The organism is Vibrio sp. SCSIO 43132 (assembly GCF_019904195.1).
Classification (GTDB): Bacteria; Pseudomonadota; Gammaproteobacteria; order Enterobacterales; family Vibrionaceae; genus Vibrio; species Vibrio nigripulchritudo.
Map to the genome: position 1 here is coordinate 196,839 of NZ_CP063199.1, position 17,035 is coordinate 213,873.

At 41.3% G+C, this 17,035-nt stretch carries 16 protein-coding genes; 3 read left to right on the top strand and 13 right to left on the bottom strand.

Features of this window, described 5'->3' with window-relative positions:
- Window positions 1–18 precede the first annotated feature (18 nt).
- From INR79_RS00890 to INR79_RS00910, 5 genes are read right to left on the bottom strand one after another with little or no spacing between them, the layout of a single operon-like run.
- Window positions 19–798: a glycosyltransferase family 2 protein gene (locus tag INR79_RS00890; protein ID WP_223095582.1), complete on the bottom strand. Its 780-nt coding sequence runs from the start codon at window positions 796–798 to the stop codon at window positions 19–21.
- Window positions 795–1,865: a glycosyltransferase family 9 protein gene (locus INR79_RS00895; protein ID WP_223095584.1), complete on the bottom strand. Its 1,071-nt coding sequence runs from the start codon at window positions 1,863–1,865 to the stop codon at window positions 795–797. Before INR79_RS00895 ends, INR79_RS00890 begins: the two co-directional genes overlap by 4 nt.
- A gap of 41 nt (window positions 1,866–1,906) precedes the next feature.
- Complete coding sequence (locus tag INR79_RS00900) at window positions 1,907–3,538, bottom strand: sulfatase-like hydrolase/transferase (RefSeq protein WP_223095586.1); 1,632 nt, start codon at window positions 3,536–3,538, stop codon at window positions 1,907–1,909.
- A 48-nt stretch (window positions 3,539–3,586) separates the two neighbouring features.
- Window positions 3,587–4,276 carry an acyltransferase gene (locus tag INR79_RS00905; RefSeq protein ID WP_223095588.1) on the bottom strand — a complete coding sequence of 230 codons (690 nt, stop codon included), beginning with the start codon at window positions 4,274–4,276 and terminating at the stop codon, window positions 3,587–3,589.
- Window positions 4,277–4,295: 19 nt separating this feature from the next.
- Complete coding sequence (locus tag INR79_RS00910) at window positions 4,296–5,027, bottom strand: glycosyltransferase family 25 protein (protein ID WP_022596490.1); 732 nt, start codon at window positions 5,025–5,027, stop codon at window positions 4,296–4,298.
- 89 nt (window positions 5,028–5,116) lie between these two features.
- On the opposite strand from INR79_RS00910, the gene INR79_RS00915 reads away from it, so the two are divergent.
- Window positions 5,117–5,791 (top strand): glycosyltransferase family 32 protein, encoded by a 675-nt coding sequence (locus INR79_RS00915; RefSeq protein ID WP_223095590.1) that lies wholly within the window; start codon window positions 5,117–5,119, stop codon window positions 5,789–5,791.
- 1 nt (window position 5,792) lies between these two features.
- On the opposite strand, the gene INR79_RS00920 is transcribed toward INR79_RS00915, so the two are convergent.
- From INR79_RS00920 to INR79_RS00955, 8 genes are all read right to left on the bottom strand, one after another.
- Window positions 5,793–7,046 carry an O-antigen ligase family protein gene (locus INR79_RS00920; RefSeq protein ID WP_223095592.1) on the bottom strand — a complete coding sequence of 418 codons (1,254 nt, stop codon included), beginning with the start codon at window positions 7,044–7,046 and terminating at the stop codon, window positions 5,793–5,795.
- Window positions 7,047–7,106: 60 nt separating this feature from the next.
- On the bottom strand, window positions 7,107–8,357 hold the full coding sequence (waaA, locus tag INR79_RS00925; protein ID WP_223095594.1) for a lipid IV(A) 3-deoxy-D-manno-octulosonic acid transferase: 1,251 nt from the start codon (window positions 8,355–8,357) through the stop codon (window positions 7,107–7,109).
- Window positions 8,354–9,388, bottom strand: coding sequence for a lipopolysaccharide heptosyltransferase II (waaF, locus tag INR79_RS00930; protein WP_223095596.1), 1,035 nt, complete (start codon window positions 9,386–9,388; stop codon window positions 8,354–8,356). Before waaF ends, waaA begins: the two co-directional genes overlap by 4 nt.
- Window positions 9,389–9,536: 148 nt before the next feature.
- On the bottom strand, window positions 9,537–10,478 hold the full coding sequence (gene rfaD, locus INR79_RS00935) for an ADP-glyceromanno-heptose 6-epimerase (protein ID WP_223095598.1): 942 nt from the start codon (window positions 10,476–10,478) through the stop codon (window positions 9,537–9,539).
- Between the two features lie 88 nt (window positions 10,479–10,566).
- Window positions 10,567–12,780, bottom strand: coding sequence for a YjbH domain-containing protein (locus tag INR79_RS00940; protein WP_223095600.1), 2,214 nt, complete (start codon window positions 12,778–12,780; stop codon window positions 10,567–10,569).
- Entirely contained in the window at window positions 12,780–13,502 is a 723-nt protein-coding gene (locus INR79_RS00945) for a capsule biosynthesis GfcC D2 domain-containing protein (protein ID WP_223095602.1), read from the bottom strand. Before INR79_RS00945 ends, INR79_RS00940 begins: the two co-directional genes overlap by 1 nt.
- A 6-nt stretch (window positions 13,503–13,508) precedes the next feature.
- Window positions 13,509–14,177, bottom strand: a complete 669-nt coding sequence (locus INR79_RS00950) for a YjbF family lipoprotein (RefSeq protein WP_223095604.1) — start codon at window positions 14,175–14,177, stop codon at window positions 13,509–13,511.
- 73 nt (window positions 14,178–14,250) lie between these two features.
- Window positions 14,251–14,487, bottom strand: a complete 237-nt coding sequence (locus INR79_RS00955) for a hypothetical protein (protein WP_223095606.1) — start codon at window positions 14,485–14,487, stop codon at window positions 14,251–14,253.
- A 190-nt stretch (window positions 14,488–14,677) separates the two neighbouring features.
- Here INR79_RS00955 and INR79_RS00960 point away from each other — a divergent pair, with 190 nt between their 5' ends.
- Complete coding sequence (locus INR79_RS00960; protein WP_223095608.1) at window positions 14,678–15,307, top strand: TetR/AcrR family transcriptional regulator; 630 nt, start codon at window positions 14,678–14,680, stop codon at window positions 15,305–15,307.
- A 384-nt stretch (window positions 15,308–15,691) separates the two neighbouring features.
- Window positions 15,692–17,017, top strand: a complete 1,326-nt coding sequence (locus tag INR79_RS00965; RefSeq protein WP_223095610.1) for a capsule assembly Wzi family protein — start codon at window positions 15,692–15,694, stop codon at window positions 17,015–17,017.
- Window positions 17,018–17,035: the final 18 nt, after the last annotated feature.

The window sequence follows — 17,035 nt, forward strand, 5'->3', positions numbered from 1 at the left end:
ACCCACGGATATTTCGTATTACAGCTTGTAGTGTTGATCGTTATCTCGTGCCCACAAGTCTGCGTATTTGATGAAGGTTGAATGCGCTGACAGCAATGCAATTAAGAAGCCTTGTTTTCCATCCAAGAATCCTCGTTTCAATACATACATTTTGATAAAACATGCCAACGCATGAACGATTCCTTGGGAAAGCGATGCTTTCTTACCTTTCGCCTGCCTTTGGTCTGCCCATGCCTTGCCGTATCCTGCTGATTTAACGAGGTAATGATTTAGATTGTTGTACGTATAGTGGTGTAGATCACCCTCAAGTGATTCAATCTTCATGTTGTCGTCGGTGATGACTTTTTCATGGACCAACGCATCGTTGTAACTGGTGAGCTTTGTTGGGTAGAGCCTAAGCACTCTGTCTGGGTACCATCCACTGTGTTTGATGTATCGACCAAACACCCAGCTTAATCTTGGTATCTGAAAAACGGTGGATGAAGGGCTTTTTTCCAATGCAATCTGAATGTTGTCTTTGAGCTCTGGCGTAACTCTCTCATCGGCATCAAGCCAGAACAGGTAATCCGATTCGACATAGGATTGAGCGAGCTGACGCTGAGGTCCAAAGCCTTTCCAGTCAGTATTCACATAGAACTTATCAGTGAACTTCTTCGCAATCTCTTCTGTGTTGTCTGTGCTTCCTGAATCCAGAATAACGATTTCATCAACCCACTCATGGACAGTTGAGAGGCACTGTTCTAGATGAGCAGCTTCATTTTTTACTATCAGTGCAACGGCAAGTGTCGGTCTGCTCACGATGATTCCTTTTTGTTTGGTAGGAGTCGGCTAACAACTGTTTCAAATCTGTTAATCACCATATCAGAAGTAATACGCTCCATGGCATTCGGATCTTTTACTCTGGTTCTCCATGGAAGCTCATCTGATGTTTTCCCTGTTTCTTCCAAAATAGCTTCGTTATAAACAGAGACAACGTTATCAAGCTGCAAATAGGGACCGGTCCTTTCAGGATTATGGTGTGCGTACAACCCTATGACCGGAGTTTGCATTGCATTTGCGATGTGCGTTGGCCCCGAATCCGGAGCAACGAGAAGATCAGCTTGGTCTATGATTGCGATCATCTGACTTATCGTAGTCTCTCCAACCAAATTATTAACTTGGGTGTCCTCAAAATGGTTCACGATGTCTTGCGCGAGTGCTATCTCGGTCTTATCAGGGCTTCCAATAAGCGTAACTTTCCAACCTAGGTTGAGAGCATGGCTTATTAAATTTTGGTAACCCTTTGTCGTCCAGTTTTTGTAAGCTTTGCTGGTTGCTGGCGCGATAACTAAGTTCGATCCTGATTCAGATAGCTGTCCTGTCGCCCAATTTTTGTTTGATTCAGAGAGCTGGAGGTTCCAAGTTGGCGTTATGTCTTCGACACCAACTGCTTCAGCAAAACCCATCATTCCATCTAGCACATGCTTTTTGTCAGAGCTTTTGATTCTTTCGTTAATGAACAAGTGCTGAAGATCTTTACTGCGGTCTTCATCAAATCCGATTTTACGTTTTGCCTTAATTCCTAAAACAACAAAGCTGGCACGCAAAGCATATTGCATGTGGAGAAGGACATCAAAACGACGGTCTTTGAGTTTTTTCCAAATATCAAAGTAGCCTCTAACACCATTATTTTTATCGAATGGCATGACTTCAACGTTAGGAATTAGCCGGATAAGGTGTGCTTCTACTCCACCGCATACCCAAGTTATTCTCGCTGAAGGGTAATGTTTCTGAATCGCTTGGACAGCCGAAACGGCATTGCAGACGTCTCCGAGAGCGGAGAGTCTGACAATGCAGATTGATTCTGATACCAGCTTATTCTTCACAATATGAATACGTTAAAATAGTGAACATAGACGTATATTACTTAACTTTTAGTCTCGGAAAAAACGGATAATTTAACAGCACCGTCTTCATCTATATCGACAAACCTTGAGTCGTAACCGTTGAGCAATCCGTTAAACAAAACGCCTTTATCGCAAGAACCAATAGGGACGTCTCTGTTTAAGGCTTTCGCTATCATCTCGCTGAAATTTTTATGGAAGAGCTTTTTACAGTCTGCATAAGGTTTGACGATGGTATTGTAGATACTCTGAGAGTCCGTTAGCACAATACCAGGAACCATATAGGATGCTGGTAAATCCAAAGAGCGACTGATTCGCTTTCCGTCAACGTGTGTACCGTGGTCGGAAGTAATGAAAATGATCCAAGGCTTAGATTTAGATTTTTCTTTAACTTGTTCTATGATCGCCTTGATATTTAAGTCTGTGTAGTACACAGAGTTTTCATACTCCTTCAACTCTGTACCGGTACCGAAGATTTTTTTATCACTAGGGGACTTCGCGTCAAACGGAGCATGACTTCCATTTGGTTGCAAGACTGCAAAAAATGGCTCTTGAAGCTCCAAGTTTGCGAACTGGTCAATGGCGAGTCTGTCGTCTGACTCCTGCCTGTCATTGAAGCGACTATCCATGAGTGGTGGGGTAAAGTAGTGGTCACTATATTTGCCTGCTATCAGCTTATAGATGTGATTCACATAGCTTTCTCCCTGTGTGCTTAGATAAGTCGTTTCATAACCAGCAAGTTTTGCGTATCGGAACAAACTTGTGTTGAATGAAGATGCCTGTTTTCTCGCATCAGGCTTATCAATCATGTGGAAAAAGCGCACACTTGACGGCATCGTAGCGGCTGCCCCAGCGACGGTTTCTTTTGATAATGTATGTATGTCGCTATCTTCAATGAGCTTACTAATTATTGGTGTTGTGTCTAAATGATAGCCATACTCTCCCATGTATTTTGAGCTTAGGCTCTCCCCAAAGTAGATAAAGATATTAGGAGTTTCAGACGAGCTGTTTCTTAAATCCTGATACTCATCTTGCCTGAAACTCGAGTATAGATTTCCCCCTGTTGCATCGGAAATCAGCATAGAAGCAAAAATACCGTATGAGTTGTGAAAAGATCGGATGAGACTGTGCGTGTCTTTCGTGAATCTCTTTTCAATTTTTTCAGGATAAAACACGCCATCTCTAATGGGTTGAAATATAAAAATTAGCAAGATGAGTGTATTGGCGATTTTGTAACCAGATGAGTCTTTAGCGAGTCTATAGCACCAATACAGTAGGGCTATTGATACGACAATAAAAGCCAAAGATTTCAATATAATTGAAAGGCTCAGCTTAGGGAGGATATTGACCACTTCAGACAGGTTTTCAAAGAACAGGTAGAGATTTACAGGATCGATCCACCCTCCATAAAAAAGTGCGTTTGAACTTTGAAAAATCAATGCGATAGAGATAAACGCAGAAAGAAAGACTTTGAATTTCTTAGTTGAAAAAACGATAAGTAAGCTAAGCACTAGAGAGATTTGTAAACTCTCAGAAATATTTTGGCTAGATGTAATATCTGTAATTGAACGCAGTAGATATTCGGCGAAATACAAGGTCGCTGAAAGCAATACAGTAAGCAATAAAGTATTACGTAGTTTGTGTTTTAAGGTCATGCTTTTTGTTCAACTTGGTTTTAATGTCTGAATATGTTGTATCGCTGGTTAGTCAGTGAAATGCTTGTCTTTCATACTACCGATTACCCTGGCAGGGTTGCCGCCCAGAATGATGTCATCCTGATTGAATGGTTTGTGAATATGCGTTGAGGTAGCAACCACGCAATTACTTCCGATTGAGGTCCCTTTGTTCATAGTTACTCTTGCGCCGAGCCACGTATTATTTCCGATAGTAACAGAGGAGTTTGGGTTTAATCTTGTGTTTTGCTTAATGTCGAAGATAGGGTGAAAGTCAGTGTCCATGATTATGGTCTGCCATGAAATAAGGCAACTTTCGCCAATATGGACTTCTTTTTCACAAACGATAGTGGACTCACCAGTGAGGTTTGTTCGAGATCTAATATTAAGTGCCCCATCCACAAATAGTTTGCAACCAGTACCGATTTTTACTCGCTCACCCAATGTTATCTTTCCGGATTTCCCTAATGACCAAAGCATGCGAGAGCGGTGACTATCAGCAACTTGAACTTGACCAAAGCCAAATCGGATTTTCCCGGTTTTTGCTGATTTGGGAATGTCTAGCTTCCCGCTTAAGCGTAAAATTCTAACTCGGTGAGATACGACGATAGGTAGCCTAATGGCTTGAGAAAACGGCAAATACCAAAAATTAAAGAGAATGCTTTTTGGTATTGCTCTGCAATAGAGGTAGATCTTTGCTAATGGTTTAACGAGACTCATGGTTACCTTTATTCTGGTTCTAGGAAACGTGTTTCTTCCACATTAAGTTCCACAATCTCATTCGACAAAAACGATAAAACCTATAGCTTTCACGTGTGATCTTATAGAAGAAGTGAACTTTTGTTTTAGCGTCCAATTGTATATGGGTGCCTAAATCATTGGGCGCAGATACTATTGGAGGCTCAATGCCAACAGAAGGTACTTTATGCAAATAAGAGCTTCCAATAAAGTAGTCAACCGAGTAACACCATCTTGAGCTTGCTTCAAGAAATGCCTTAGCACCTGCTGGAGATATAGAATAACCACCAGTTCGCATATCATTGGAGTCCCAATACACCAAATCGAAGGATTCGTCTATTGATTGAACTCTAGACTGCCTGCCTGACTGTGTTTCTAGTCGTATATAACCGTACTTAGTATGAAGTTCTTTGAGTTTATTGAGTATGCTTCTAAAGCCATCTAATGGGATGGCGTCATCTTCGAGAACAACAATAGGCTTTCCCAATTCGATACATTTTTGCCATAGCAAATAATGGCTTGCATAACATCCACGCTCGCCACTCGAAAGAGGTCGGCTTTTATACACTTTTCTAAAATGGTCATCAGGTAAACCGATAAGCTCGCTGGGTAACCCTTTGTGCCCGTTGACAGCATCAAAGATGGAATAGTCTAGCTTTGCTTCGTCAAGAATACTTGTGATTCTTGAACGTCTCTCAGTGGCTTCCGCCAAACTTATGATGAAGATGTCCATGGTCTATTAACTGTATCTGCTGACTTAGTTCGGGATGTAGTTTAACATAGCAACACAAGACCACGCATAATAAAGTTCTTCTAATTCATATGAGTAAATTGATTCATGCCATTTGGCTTGGTAACAAAATGCCCCCTCTTTCCCATGCCTGTGTTAATGACTGGAAAAAACAAGGGTATGAAGTGAAACTATGGACAGATTCGTCTGAGCAGGTTTTAAGTTGGATTGATGAATGCGAGTTTACAAAAGAGTGTTACAAGAGAGGGCTTTTTGCATTCGTTAGTGATTATCTAAGAATTCGCATTTTATTTGAGTTTGGTGGCTTGTACTTAGACACGGATGTGACGATAGTGCGAGAACCGTTTCAGTTGTTTAGTGACTGCGATTTCTGCGTTGGACGTGAAAATGATAGTTTGGTTGGCACTGCCTCTATTTTTGCAAAACGCTCAAACGAAGTTTTAAGTAAATTGTTGGATTTCTATCAAAAAGGCATAATGGAGTCTGACTTGTACATGGGACCAGATATCATGACGCGGATACTTGAGGAGTCTCAAGATGATAGTTCAGTTAAAATATTAGATACGGAGTACTTTTTTTCCTATCAGGGGCAAGCTATTGAATTTTCTCATCCAGATAATGCATATTTGATACATTGGTATCAGCATACTTGGGAAAACAATGAGATTCCTTATTTAAAATCTAAACATAAAGGACTTCTTGGCAAATTGTATGAATACCAGAAGCCCCTATTTAGATGGAAATAAGCTAGCTTTTTAACGAAGCTTGATACTTTTCGTATCTTTGGGACAAAGGAATGGTATAGATTGCAGCCATAAAGACTGTATATGTCCATAGCCCTGCCTTCATATACCAAAAAGACTCAAAAGCATTGACGACTAGCCAGTAGACTAAAAACATAATAGCTAGATATTTCATATGCTGAATATGTTCTTTGCCTTTAGTTGATTTAAATAAATCTATTATTGGGAATATTAAGATAGCAAAACCTAGTAATAGACCCAGAAGACCAAACCTAAGTAGAGTGGCTATATATGAGTTATGTACATGTTTGAACTCGACAGTGATAGGGTGTGCCAATCGAGACGATTGTTCAATCATAAACGCTTCAATTCCATTACCAAACCCTAATAGAGGGCTTTTGATGATCCATATAGCAGATTCAAACCACAGTTGAACTCTAATACCAATACTTGTATATGGAATATTAGAAAAATCTCCAGTTAGAATATAATCGGTTATAACATAAAGCTCAGACTGTAATCTTTTGTAGATAATGTCAAACTGAAGCCCAATAAGAATTAACAAAACACCGGCTACAAAAATAAATCCTATGGTTTTAATCTTTAGTTTTTCTTTAGTGTGATAGTTATAAATTTTTGAACATGCTAAAGCTACTGCAATACCAAGCAAAGCTTGGCGAGTTTGCATTACTATTTGAAGAAGTACAAGTAATAGAAGTACTAAGATAGAAGCTACGAATAGTGTGCTTTTTTTAAGATTTTCTCTACAAAGCTTAGTAAGAAAATAGGTTAAAGTTAAAGTCGATGCGCCAATAATTAAAGCACCATGTTGAGCATTTCTATAGTCAAAGTCTACTCGTTTTCCAGATAAACCTACAGAGATTTCTTCGAGCAGAGGAGAATGATAGTTGAGCGTAAAAATAGAGCCGAAAACAAAGCAAGTCAGCATAGCCCAGATATATTTTTCATTGCCTCTAAGCCAAAATGCGATAAAGAAAAAAATGAAAAACTCAAGAAATCGTCCTAATTGTGGGGAATCAGTTGCTATCTCTGGATAAGAGTGTAGGGAGTATAGCCAGCTACTTAATTGGACTACCAATGCTATAGGTAACAGCCATAAGAGTTTTTCTTTTTTAAAGAAAGACCAATGGACTGTTAGGGTTGCCAAAGACGCCAATAATAAAAAAGTTTGAAAAATATCAGCAAATAATCTCCATGAATCCTTAAATGCCGCATAAATACAAGCGCTGAAAGCCATTAGAAGGATGAACCTTTCAGAATCTAAAATTTTGGCTACTTTGTCTCTACTCATTTTTATCTAAATTTCTAGTAATTCTATATACGAGGATGTGGAGTTATTTTTAAGAACGAACTCTCTAGATATGTTTAAAAAGTCATGATTATTAGATGAAAAATGCTTATGGATTTTACTTGATAATTCATTTCCACCCACAACTTCAGTTAGACCGATAGCAATTAATTTCTCTGTAATACTCTTAAAATTGTAAAAACTCGGGCCAATTAATGAAGGGATTCCTATTGCTGTAGGTTCTAATAAATTGTGCCCACCTACCTTATCGCCAATTAAACTTCCACCCATAAAGCACACATCAGCCGCTTGCATCAGAGTGAGCATCTCGCCCATTGTATCGCCGATATACACTTGGATGGCGCTGAGATGGTCTGTGGAAGTTCTTCTTGCAAAAGAAAAGTCTTCATTAGCTACAAGCTGTGAAACCGCATCAAATCTTTCTGGGTGTCGAGGGACGAGAATTAAAGCTGCATTTGGAAGCTTTTTTATAATTTCTTTATGAGCGTTTAATACTTGCTCGTCTTCTCCCTGGTGCGTGCTAGCTGCAATCCATACTGGGCGGTCTTTGCCGATTTGCTCTCGTAACGTATTACCAGCCTGAATGTCTTCATCTGAAACCGTGATATCAAATTTTATCGAGCCAGTTACATGCAGTTTTTCTTCGGAAACACCGAGCTTTTTGAAGTTACCAGCATCTTCTAGGTGTTGGCAAAGCACTTTGGTCAAATTTTTACTGATTTCATTGAATAGAGGGCGAACTTTTTGGTAGCCACGTCGAGATTTATCAGAAAGCCGAGCATTTAATACTGAAATTGGGACACCTGCTTTGCCTACTGTATGCAAGGTATTAGGCCAAAGCTCGGTTTCAACAATGATCATTTGCGAAGGGCTGGTGACCTTTAAAAAACGCTTAACCGCAAAGCCAAAGTCAATCGGCATATAACGGTGTATAGCTATCGCAGACAGTTTTTCCGCTTGTTTTGCTCCTGTTGGGGTCGTGGTTGTCAGTAGAATAGGTGTTTCTGGCTTACGTGAATTGAGTTCCTTAATAAAGGGAGTCACTGCCAATACTTCTCCGACGGAAACCGCATGTATCCATATGGGTTGCTTATCGAAATTTAATTTGGGAGTAAACCCAAAATGTTCTTTCCAGCGTTTTCCGATTGAAGGCTTATTCGAACGCTTTCTGAACAGTCCATACAACAGAAAAGGAGCGGCTATTGCCAAGATAAAGGTGTAGAGCATTCTTACTATCATGCTGAAAGCCTAATTGAACTAAGAGCAGAAATAACACGACTTGGAGGAAGTTCGGTCAGGCATTTCATGTGTCCGTAGGGGCACGTTTTTTTGAAGCAAGGTCGGCATTCAATGTCGGTATGCAGCATCGTTAACTTTTCGGTGAGTGGTGGCGTGTATTTTGGTGAACTGGAGCCGTAAATAGCCACAATATTGCAACCCACCGCGGCAGACACATGCATTAGTCCTGAATCGTTGCACACAACGGTATCGCATGCTGCCAATAAATCTACTGCTTCAATTAAGCTGGTTTCGCCCGCCAGATCATGACAGTGAATTTGAAGACCTTCAGGTAAGGCAGAGCGAATTTTCTGGGTGACTTCTCTGTCTTTAGCGGAACCAAAAAGCCAGACCTGTTTGCCTTGCTGAATGACAAATTTTGCCACTTCAGCATAGTAATGATCTGGCCATCGTTTGGCTGGACCGTATTCTGCCCCGGGGCATAATCCTACCGCAATACGCTCATTGGAAAGGTTTAGCCGCTGCATTGCGCCGTTCTGAGATTCAGTGTCGATTGTGAGCTTAGGTGTCGGGCAATCCGGCAGAGAAACGGACTCTAACATCCTATTTTTTGAGTGAGCAAGCGCGACATAACGCTCAACCATGTATTGAAAAACTCTTCTATCCGGGCGCAAGTCATTCAAAAGACCGTAACGCATCTCCCCTTTCCAACCAATACGGTGGGGAATACCTGCAAACCAAGGAATGAGGGCTGATTTGGCTGAGTTAGGCAAAATGAAGGAATGTGTATAACCTTCCTGAGATAAAGATTTGCCAATTTTTCGGCGACCCATTAGATCAAATTGCCCATGTCCCAAAGGCATTTCGATTGCTTTGGTTATTTCTGGCATTCTCTCTAAGATGGGCTTACACCATGCGGGGGCAAGAACATCAATTACGGCTTCTGGGTGTTGATTCTTCAACTCGGTATACAGGCTTTGCGACATCACCATGTCACCTACCCATGAAGGACCAATTACCAGAATTTTCATCTTGTTGCTCACTGAATACCCATCGAAACACAATACGATATCATCTTTGAATCCTATCGCGTGATCATTTTAATGAAAGTATAGCGTCCTGATACTTTGCAGTAGTTTTTTGTACAGGCTCCAATAATCTAGAGCCTGTATACAGATATTATGCATTCACTAATTTCATATATTCTGCGACGCCCTGTGCAACCGTTTTGAATTGATGATTACACCCTGCCGCTCTTAGATTGGACATGTCCGCTTGAGTGTATTCTTGGTAAGCGCCTTTTAGGTGCTCCGGGAATGGAATGGTTTCGACCTGACCTTGACCGTGATGTGCGATAACTGCTTTAGCCACTTCTTCAAAAGATTCAGCTTGACCAGTGCCTAAATTAAAAATACCCGACGTACCGTTTTCCATAAACCACAAGTTAACGACAGCCACATCACCCACATAGACAAAGTCACGTTTGAAATGCTTGCTACCTTCAAACAATTTCGGATTTTCGCCAGCATTCATCTGATTATTTAAGTGGAAAGCGACAGATGCCATTGAGCCCTTGTGATCTTCTCTTGGTCCGTAGACATTGAAGTAGCGAAAGCCAACCACTTGAGACAATTTTTCATCATGCGATTCTGCATCTTGCCAGACTCTTCTTACATAGTTGTCGAATTGCTGCTTTGAGTATCCGTAAACGTTGAGTGCGCCTTCATATTGAGGCTCTTCCTTGAATACATCGGTTTCGCCGTAGGTAGCAGCAGAAGATGCGTATAGGAAAGGGATTTCGCGATCCAAACAGTAATGTAGGAGCTCTTTTGAATACTCATAGTTGTTGAGCATTATGTACTTACCGTCCCACTCGGTGGTTGCAGAACAGGCACCTTCATGGAATATGGCATCTATTGGACCAAAGTCATCGCCAGCCATGATTTGAGTCAGGAAGTCATCACGATCCATGTAATCGGCAATATCAAGATCAACCAAGTTTTTAAACTTTTTGCCATTCTTCAAGTTATCAACTACCAAGATATCGTTGATGCCCTTTTCATTCAGGGCTTTGATAATGTTGCTGCCAATCATGCCAGCGCCGCCAGTTACAATGATCATGTTTTCACCAAGCTTAATATTGAATTGATGCGAGTGTACCAAATAAGGCGCTAAAAAATACAGAGGCATATTGCCTCTGTATATTAGTTTAAGGTTGGGGGACAGTATTTTTCCTCGTATACCAAGGTGATGCAGAGTCAGTAATACTAAATAGGTCATGCTCTTTGTTGAGTTTCTGCCCCCCATCCCGAGTCAGGGGTTGCCAGTCGAACTTAGCGCGATTTCGGCTAGGTTTGACTGTCATGACGTCAAATGGAATGGAGATATAAAAGCCTTTGGTAAAGCTGCCTTCTCCGAACTCTTCTGCAGAAAGGTTACTCATACTTGCGTATGCTCCAACAATAACACCACTCTTGAATTGCTTAGAGAAATCACCGCGTACACCGACGTCTTGAGCCAGATACTGACCGATGTCAATTCGGAACAGTGTGTCATCTAACCAGGACCATTTTGGCATGTAATAGCCAGAAACAAATCCGGTGTAGCCTTTGTCTAGCACTTTGAATGAACGTCCGTCCTTTTCACTGAATTGATTTTCTTGCTGGTATACTCCAAACCAACTATCCGGATCTCTCTGAGTGATAAGGTTAATATCAGCCCCGATCGCCCAATTTTTACCTCTTGGACGATAGAGCCACTCAGTTCCTACACCAGCAAACATGCTCTCGAGATAACCAGCATAAGTTTGCTGATAAATACTGTCGCCAAAATTATCAAACCAGGTCAGTTGAAGGGTGTCCATGCGAACTGGGTTGTCGTGGAAGTACATTCTGCCCAGCGAGCGCACTCTTGGTGGCACTGTGGTGCCATCTGGCGGAACAATAAAATTCAGCTCAGGATAGTTGTCGTAAAGGTTTACTTGAATTGAACCAGAAGCTTGAAGGTGATTTGTTAACCAATAACGGGCTTCGCCGCGAATACCAAAGTTGAAAATGTAAAACTCCTCGGGTTCAGCGATCGACTGACGAAGGGTGGGTGAAACACCATAGTAAAGGCGTTCAGAACCATCATGTAACAAGCTGCCTGTCGTACGGGTATTTTCACTTGTCGTAGACGCATCCGAAATATGAGGGTTGATGTATTTTATATTCGCAACTTGGTCATATTTTTTAGCATCGATATCAACAGATTCTGTTGCAATGTGCTGTTGAGCATTAATCACTTTGTAGGTATCAATACTCTTTGGAAGTTGGTTGCGTAAAACTGCCGCAGCGCGCTCGTGAGCAAGTTCAGAGTCTCTGTACTTTATCTGTTCACCTTCAATGATGATGGTATTTCCATCCAAATAAGCTTTGGCATTCTCATAGCCTGCAACAACAGCAAGTTGCTTTTCTAGATCTTGCCAATCAACACCTGCCAATTCTTTTGGTTGGTTGTTACTTGGTCTCGGAATAGGCTCATCTCGCCATTGCGAAGCCAGTTCGTTGTAATTGGTGCGCAAACTGAACCCGGCTGATACCGTGTCGCCTCGCTCATAGCTTAATCGAAGGTCGATATTTCGGTGAGCGCGATAGATTAAACCAAAGTTCCATGGTGTATGCTGCGTCATGTCGACTTCGTAGAAGTCACCCGGTCTAAATCTTGTAGGGAAATCTTCGGTATAGTCGTTTGTGTCGTATTCAATTTTTAAACGCAATGGTTGGTAAGGTGTTTGGTATTCGATGCCACCATAAATCGCGGCTGGACCTTTAAACCATCGATGATAGTCTACTTCACCGCCAGTACCGCCAAAGTCCTTCGGACGTTCGCAGAATTTATCGTTGGCTTTACAAAATGGGTTGGTCACGTTGCCATGCATGCCCATGTATCCCCAGCCCATACCGACGGTGAAATCTAACACGCCATAGTTATTGGTATAGACCTTCTTAGATGCAGCAATAAATTCCCCATCAAATAGACCTGTACCGCCAAAATCTCGTATACCTGCTGCCACTTCGGGTAGCCAACGGCTTTCTTCCAACAATTGGAATTTAAAATCAATGCCTTTATCCAGATACGGGCTGTCTCCGCTGAACTCTTGGGTTCCCATTCGCTTATTTGGGACAATGGCATAACGAATGGTCGCTTCAAACCAAGGAAACAATGCGATGGAGGCGTTGTACATTCGGTATTCGTGGTTGATATTGGCACTGAGATTGAATTCGCCTTCCGGAGCCATTCTTCCAGTCGGCATCTTTATCAATCCTACACCGCCAAAGTCCATTTGGGATGGGGTATAGGTAACTGGCTGAAAATAATTACCACTTGAGGCGTTAGCGTAGAAGCATGCGAAGAATGATGCAGTGATGACAGACAAGCGCATTACGGTTTCTCCACAGCGTATCTTAGAAGTTCAGCAATTTCTCTATTCAGATTTGGATTGTCTTCTGAGCCGACAAAAATTTTAGCTCCAGGGCTAAGGTAATATCGCTTGGGTTGCCAGTATCCAAGTTCTGTTTTAATAACTGTGCCATCGGAGTGAATAATGTACAACTCATCCAAATCACCAGATGTAAGAGCTTCAATAGAATCTAGATAGTGAATTAAATCTTGGCTGCTCGCCATTGGCAGAGACTCTGAGTTTTTTACGTAACCTAAAATTTCCACTGTGTTTTTACGAGGGGAAACATACAAGTCATAGCTCCCCGATAGCAATGGGTTCAGTTCTGGATTTAAGCGAAGTTCATCAAAATCTGTGCTAACCCATTCTCTTCCAACGAATTGAAAGTCTGTGAGTTGATTAAGGACTTTTGAACTGTCGTCAGAGTTTTTTCGAGTCAGTTGTTTTGAAATCGAGTGTCTTAGCGCATCAACTTCTTCTTGTTTGCTACGACTAGCCAATATTGCTGCTGGGAAAAATAGGTTTTCTTTACTTTGAGCTTGGGTATCTGAGATAACTTGAGAGAGACGAGCAGGCGCCATGTAGCTGAGGTTTAGCCGTTGTTCAGGCAAACGAACTGTGAGTTGATGGGCGATTACCTTGGTGCTAAGAAAAAAGAGTAAAACAAAAGGAATACTTCTTAGCAGAGAGTAGAGTATTTTCATAGCGGGTTACTCATTCGGTGCAAACGTTTTGAGAATAGTCATCTCAAATTTATTCATATCAGGACCGATGTACTGAATGGACTTCATTACATCTCCATCGTTCGCAACCCAAAACAGGTTGGTAAACCCCAAACCAAGACCTTTGAAAGTGACCTTTTCTTCAATCTTTTTGGTTTCTAGCATCCACTGACTTGTTCTTAATGTTTCATTAGCAAGAAGTTTCGGGCTTACTGTTGCTTCGAATTGATAACGGTAATCTGGTGACCAGTCATACGTGGCATGCCAATCTCTTTTGTGAGACACTCCATTATTAAGACCTGTCCCAGAAAGCTGCAGTAGGTTATTGCCATCAAACCCTTGCGTCTTAACAATTCGTCCTTTTTCAGTAACGATAATTGAGCTGTCGGCTGAGACCCACTTTAATTGTGTATTTCCTGTTTGGGGATTTAAGTCGGCAAATGCCAAAACCATAAAAACTTGTCTGCCTTCGTTGATACGAACATAAGTACTGGCGTAGGGAAGCTCTGAAATTTCGTTAGATGAGAGTGTAACATCATCAGATGCTGTAAATGCTTCCGATAAGCTACTGCCAACGTCAGTCATTTTTTGCGTGCAGCCTGATACAAAAATTATCAATACAGCGAAGATTAAGAGTTTTAAAGGTCGAGATAGCACTATTCTGACTTCCTAAATGCATATATAAAAAATCGCCCTGAACAAGTCAGGGCGATTGCAATGCAGTGTGTGCTTATTGAGATACAGACGTAGAAGTCGTACCTGAATCAGCTACAGCTACTGCCACAACTGCCGCGGCTGCAACACCACCAACGATAGCAGTAGTAGTGCCAACAGCTGCGCCAGCTGCGCCTGCGCCACCAGCGGCACCACCGCCAGAAGCTGCTGTTGAACCACCCGTTTCACCAGCGGCAAAAGCGTTACCTGCAGCACCTAGTGCAACTAGCATTGCTAGAGCGATATGTTTCATTTTTTATCCTTACTAATTTACATCGATGTAATGAGGTGATGAAATTTACCTCAACCTTATTCTAGTGTACTGATTTAGAAAAAGTAAATAATCAGCAAGCAGATCAGACCAAGTTTATAAACATTTTTTGTCAAACTAGAGTGCCGTAACATCGAACTTTAGGAATGATGGATCATTTGATGGATAGTATATGAAGACAAAGTTAAAAATTGTGCTTACCGCATTGGAGCTTTTTAATGAAAGAGGGGAGAGAAATGTCACGACTAATCATATTGCTGAAAATTTAAACATAAGTCCGGGTAATCTTTATTATCATTTCAGAAACAAACAAGAAATCATCCAAAGTATCTATGATATTTACGAAAATGAACTTTTGACTTCATTTGCACCTAGAGAATCAGTCAACTCGGTTGAGCTTTTCGAAACGTATATGGGCAGTATTTTTAATATGATGTGGAAATACCGTTTTTTCTACTCCAGCCTTCCGGAGATCCTTTCCAATGATGCCGAGTTGCATGAAAGGTACTCAGCTACTCAAACGCGTTTGAGGGAGAATCTAAGACAAATCTGCCTTCAGTTTCGTGAAGCAAAGCTGTTGGAGATGAATGATAAAGAGCAGGAAACCACCATTACAACTATGCATTTAATCACTACCAATTGGTTTAACTATCAGACAGGATTGAAACATGAAACCAAAGTCATTAAGAGTGACGTAATTAATGGTATTAAACAAATGTTGAGTGTTGTTCAACCCTATGCAACTTCAAGAGGTAATTCTGTCTTGTCTGTATGTATCACCGAAGTGTTAGATAAAGGGTAGATATTACAGCAGTTTAACTAGCTTTGGTTTGAAGTGATTTGTGTTCGCATGCCTTTTGTTTTTGTTTGAAATTATATCTAAAAATTCTTTCGTATAAATAAATGGTTACACAGTTATTATGAGTAAGCGTTCTATATGAAACCAAGAGGTTATGTGGGTTGGCTGTATTTTCGAGATAAATGAATGATGTATTTTTATCAAATAGCAGATTAGGCACGTTGAGATTTGACTCGCAGTGTGGATAATGGTGACCCAAACCGTCGGCACGATATTAAGAAGATACCTATAAAGTGCCGTGTTGAATACAAATCTTGGATAGATGATACGTAATGTGGCTATACGTTCGCTAATGGGCGGTAGCGTGTCTAAAAGACGAGTTGCATTATGACAGGACGCACCCCCGTGATAAATTCTCATTGCACTTCTTTGGCTTTGACAAGATCAGCTGTAAAGCGACTAGCTGCTCTATCTTCACTATGTTTCATCCCAATGCCTTCATTTTCCTCCCCATGGTTAGAAGCTACTGACCCTTTCCTTCGCTCAGATGTTGTCTTACTTTCTGATGCTGGTCTGCTTAGTTCTTCAGTCAACCACTATCCCTTAAGATGGGCGACCATCGGCGATGATTTAAGCCGTTCTACTGATAACAATGTAGAACTAGAGCGAGCCAATGCTCATGTTGGCTACGCTTTGAACTCAGCAAAATATCTACGCGGTAATCGCGCAGCAAAAGTCATCTTGGGAAATTATGATCCCAAACTTAGTAGCTTTGGTCAGTTTAACCAAAAGAAATGGGGAGCATATGCCAGTTATGAGTCTTTGGAAGATAGCTTTGCTTTTCGCGTATCTACAGGGTATGCCAACCATACTGGTGAAAGTCAGTTTGTTTGGGATGATAGTTATCTTTCATTAAATGCTGGAAAGTGGTTGTTTTCCGTCGGTGACTTAGACCGTTGGTGGGGGCAGGGTTGGCAACACAATTTAATTTTGGGCAGCAATAGTGCTTCCAGTCCAGATTTCAGTATTAGCTATATAAGTAGTAATGATTACCTGGGTGGATGGAGTGTTGAAAGCATCATCGGTTTTACCGACGATTCTGACTATGAGCGGTACACCGCTTCTCGTTTCACATCAAAACCCAGTCGTTGGCTAGATATTGGTCTTACTTACCAAACATGGTTTGACGGAGCGAATCTTGGAAGCGGTGAGCAGCAAAGTGCATTGGATTTGAAATTCTCTCTGCCAGAGATGAATGGAATGTACCACTCTGTCTATACTGAGCTAGCGTCAACTTCTAAGACAACAAAGCTTGGTGCCTACCTTTATGGCTGGACTGGGCAGATCGATTTATTTGATCAAACATGGCGGTTGATTCTAGAAAAACAAAACTCAACAAAAGACAAGATTGAAAGTGTTGATTCGCATTGGCAACGAAACAGTTACCCCTCATCTCATAATAACCAAATGCGAAACACATATACTCTAGACAGCAGTGTTTCTGCTTCTTTGTATGTCCAGCTAGAAAATGATCACAAGCTCGGTCTTGTTGTGCAGAATTCTAAGCAAGATCAGCAGCAATGTAGTACGAGCCAGTTATCTTATCGATTGCCTGCTTTAGCGGGTATGGTTCATGCCGGAGTTGGATATAGTCAGAATGATGGTCGAGATAATCAAACCTCATTTTGGACAGGTTATGAGTTCCGTTTCTAGTTAAATGCGATATACAAC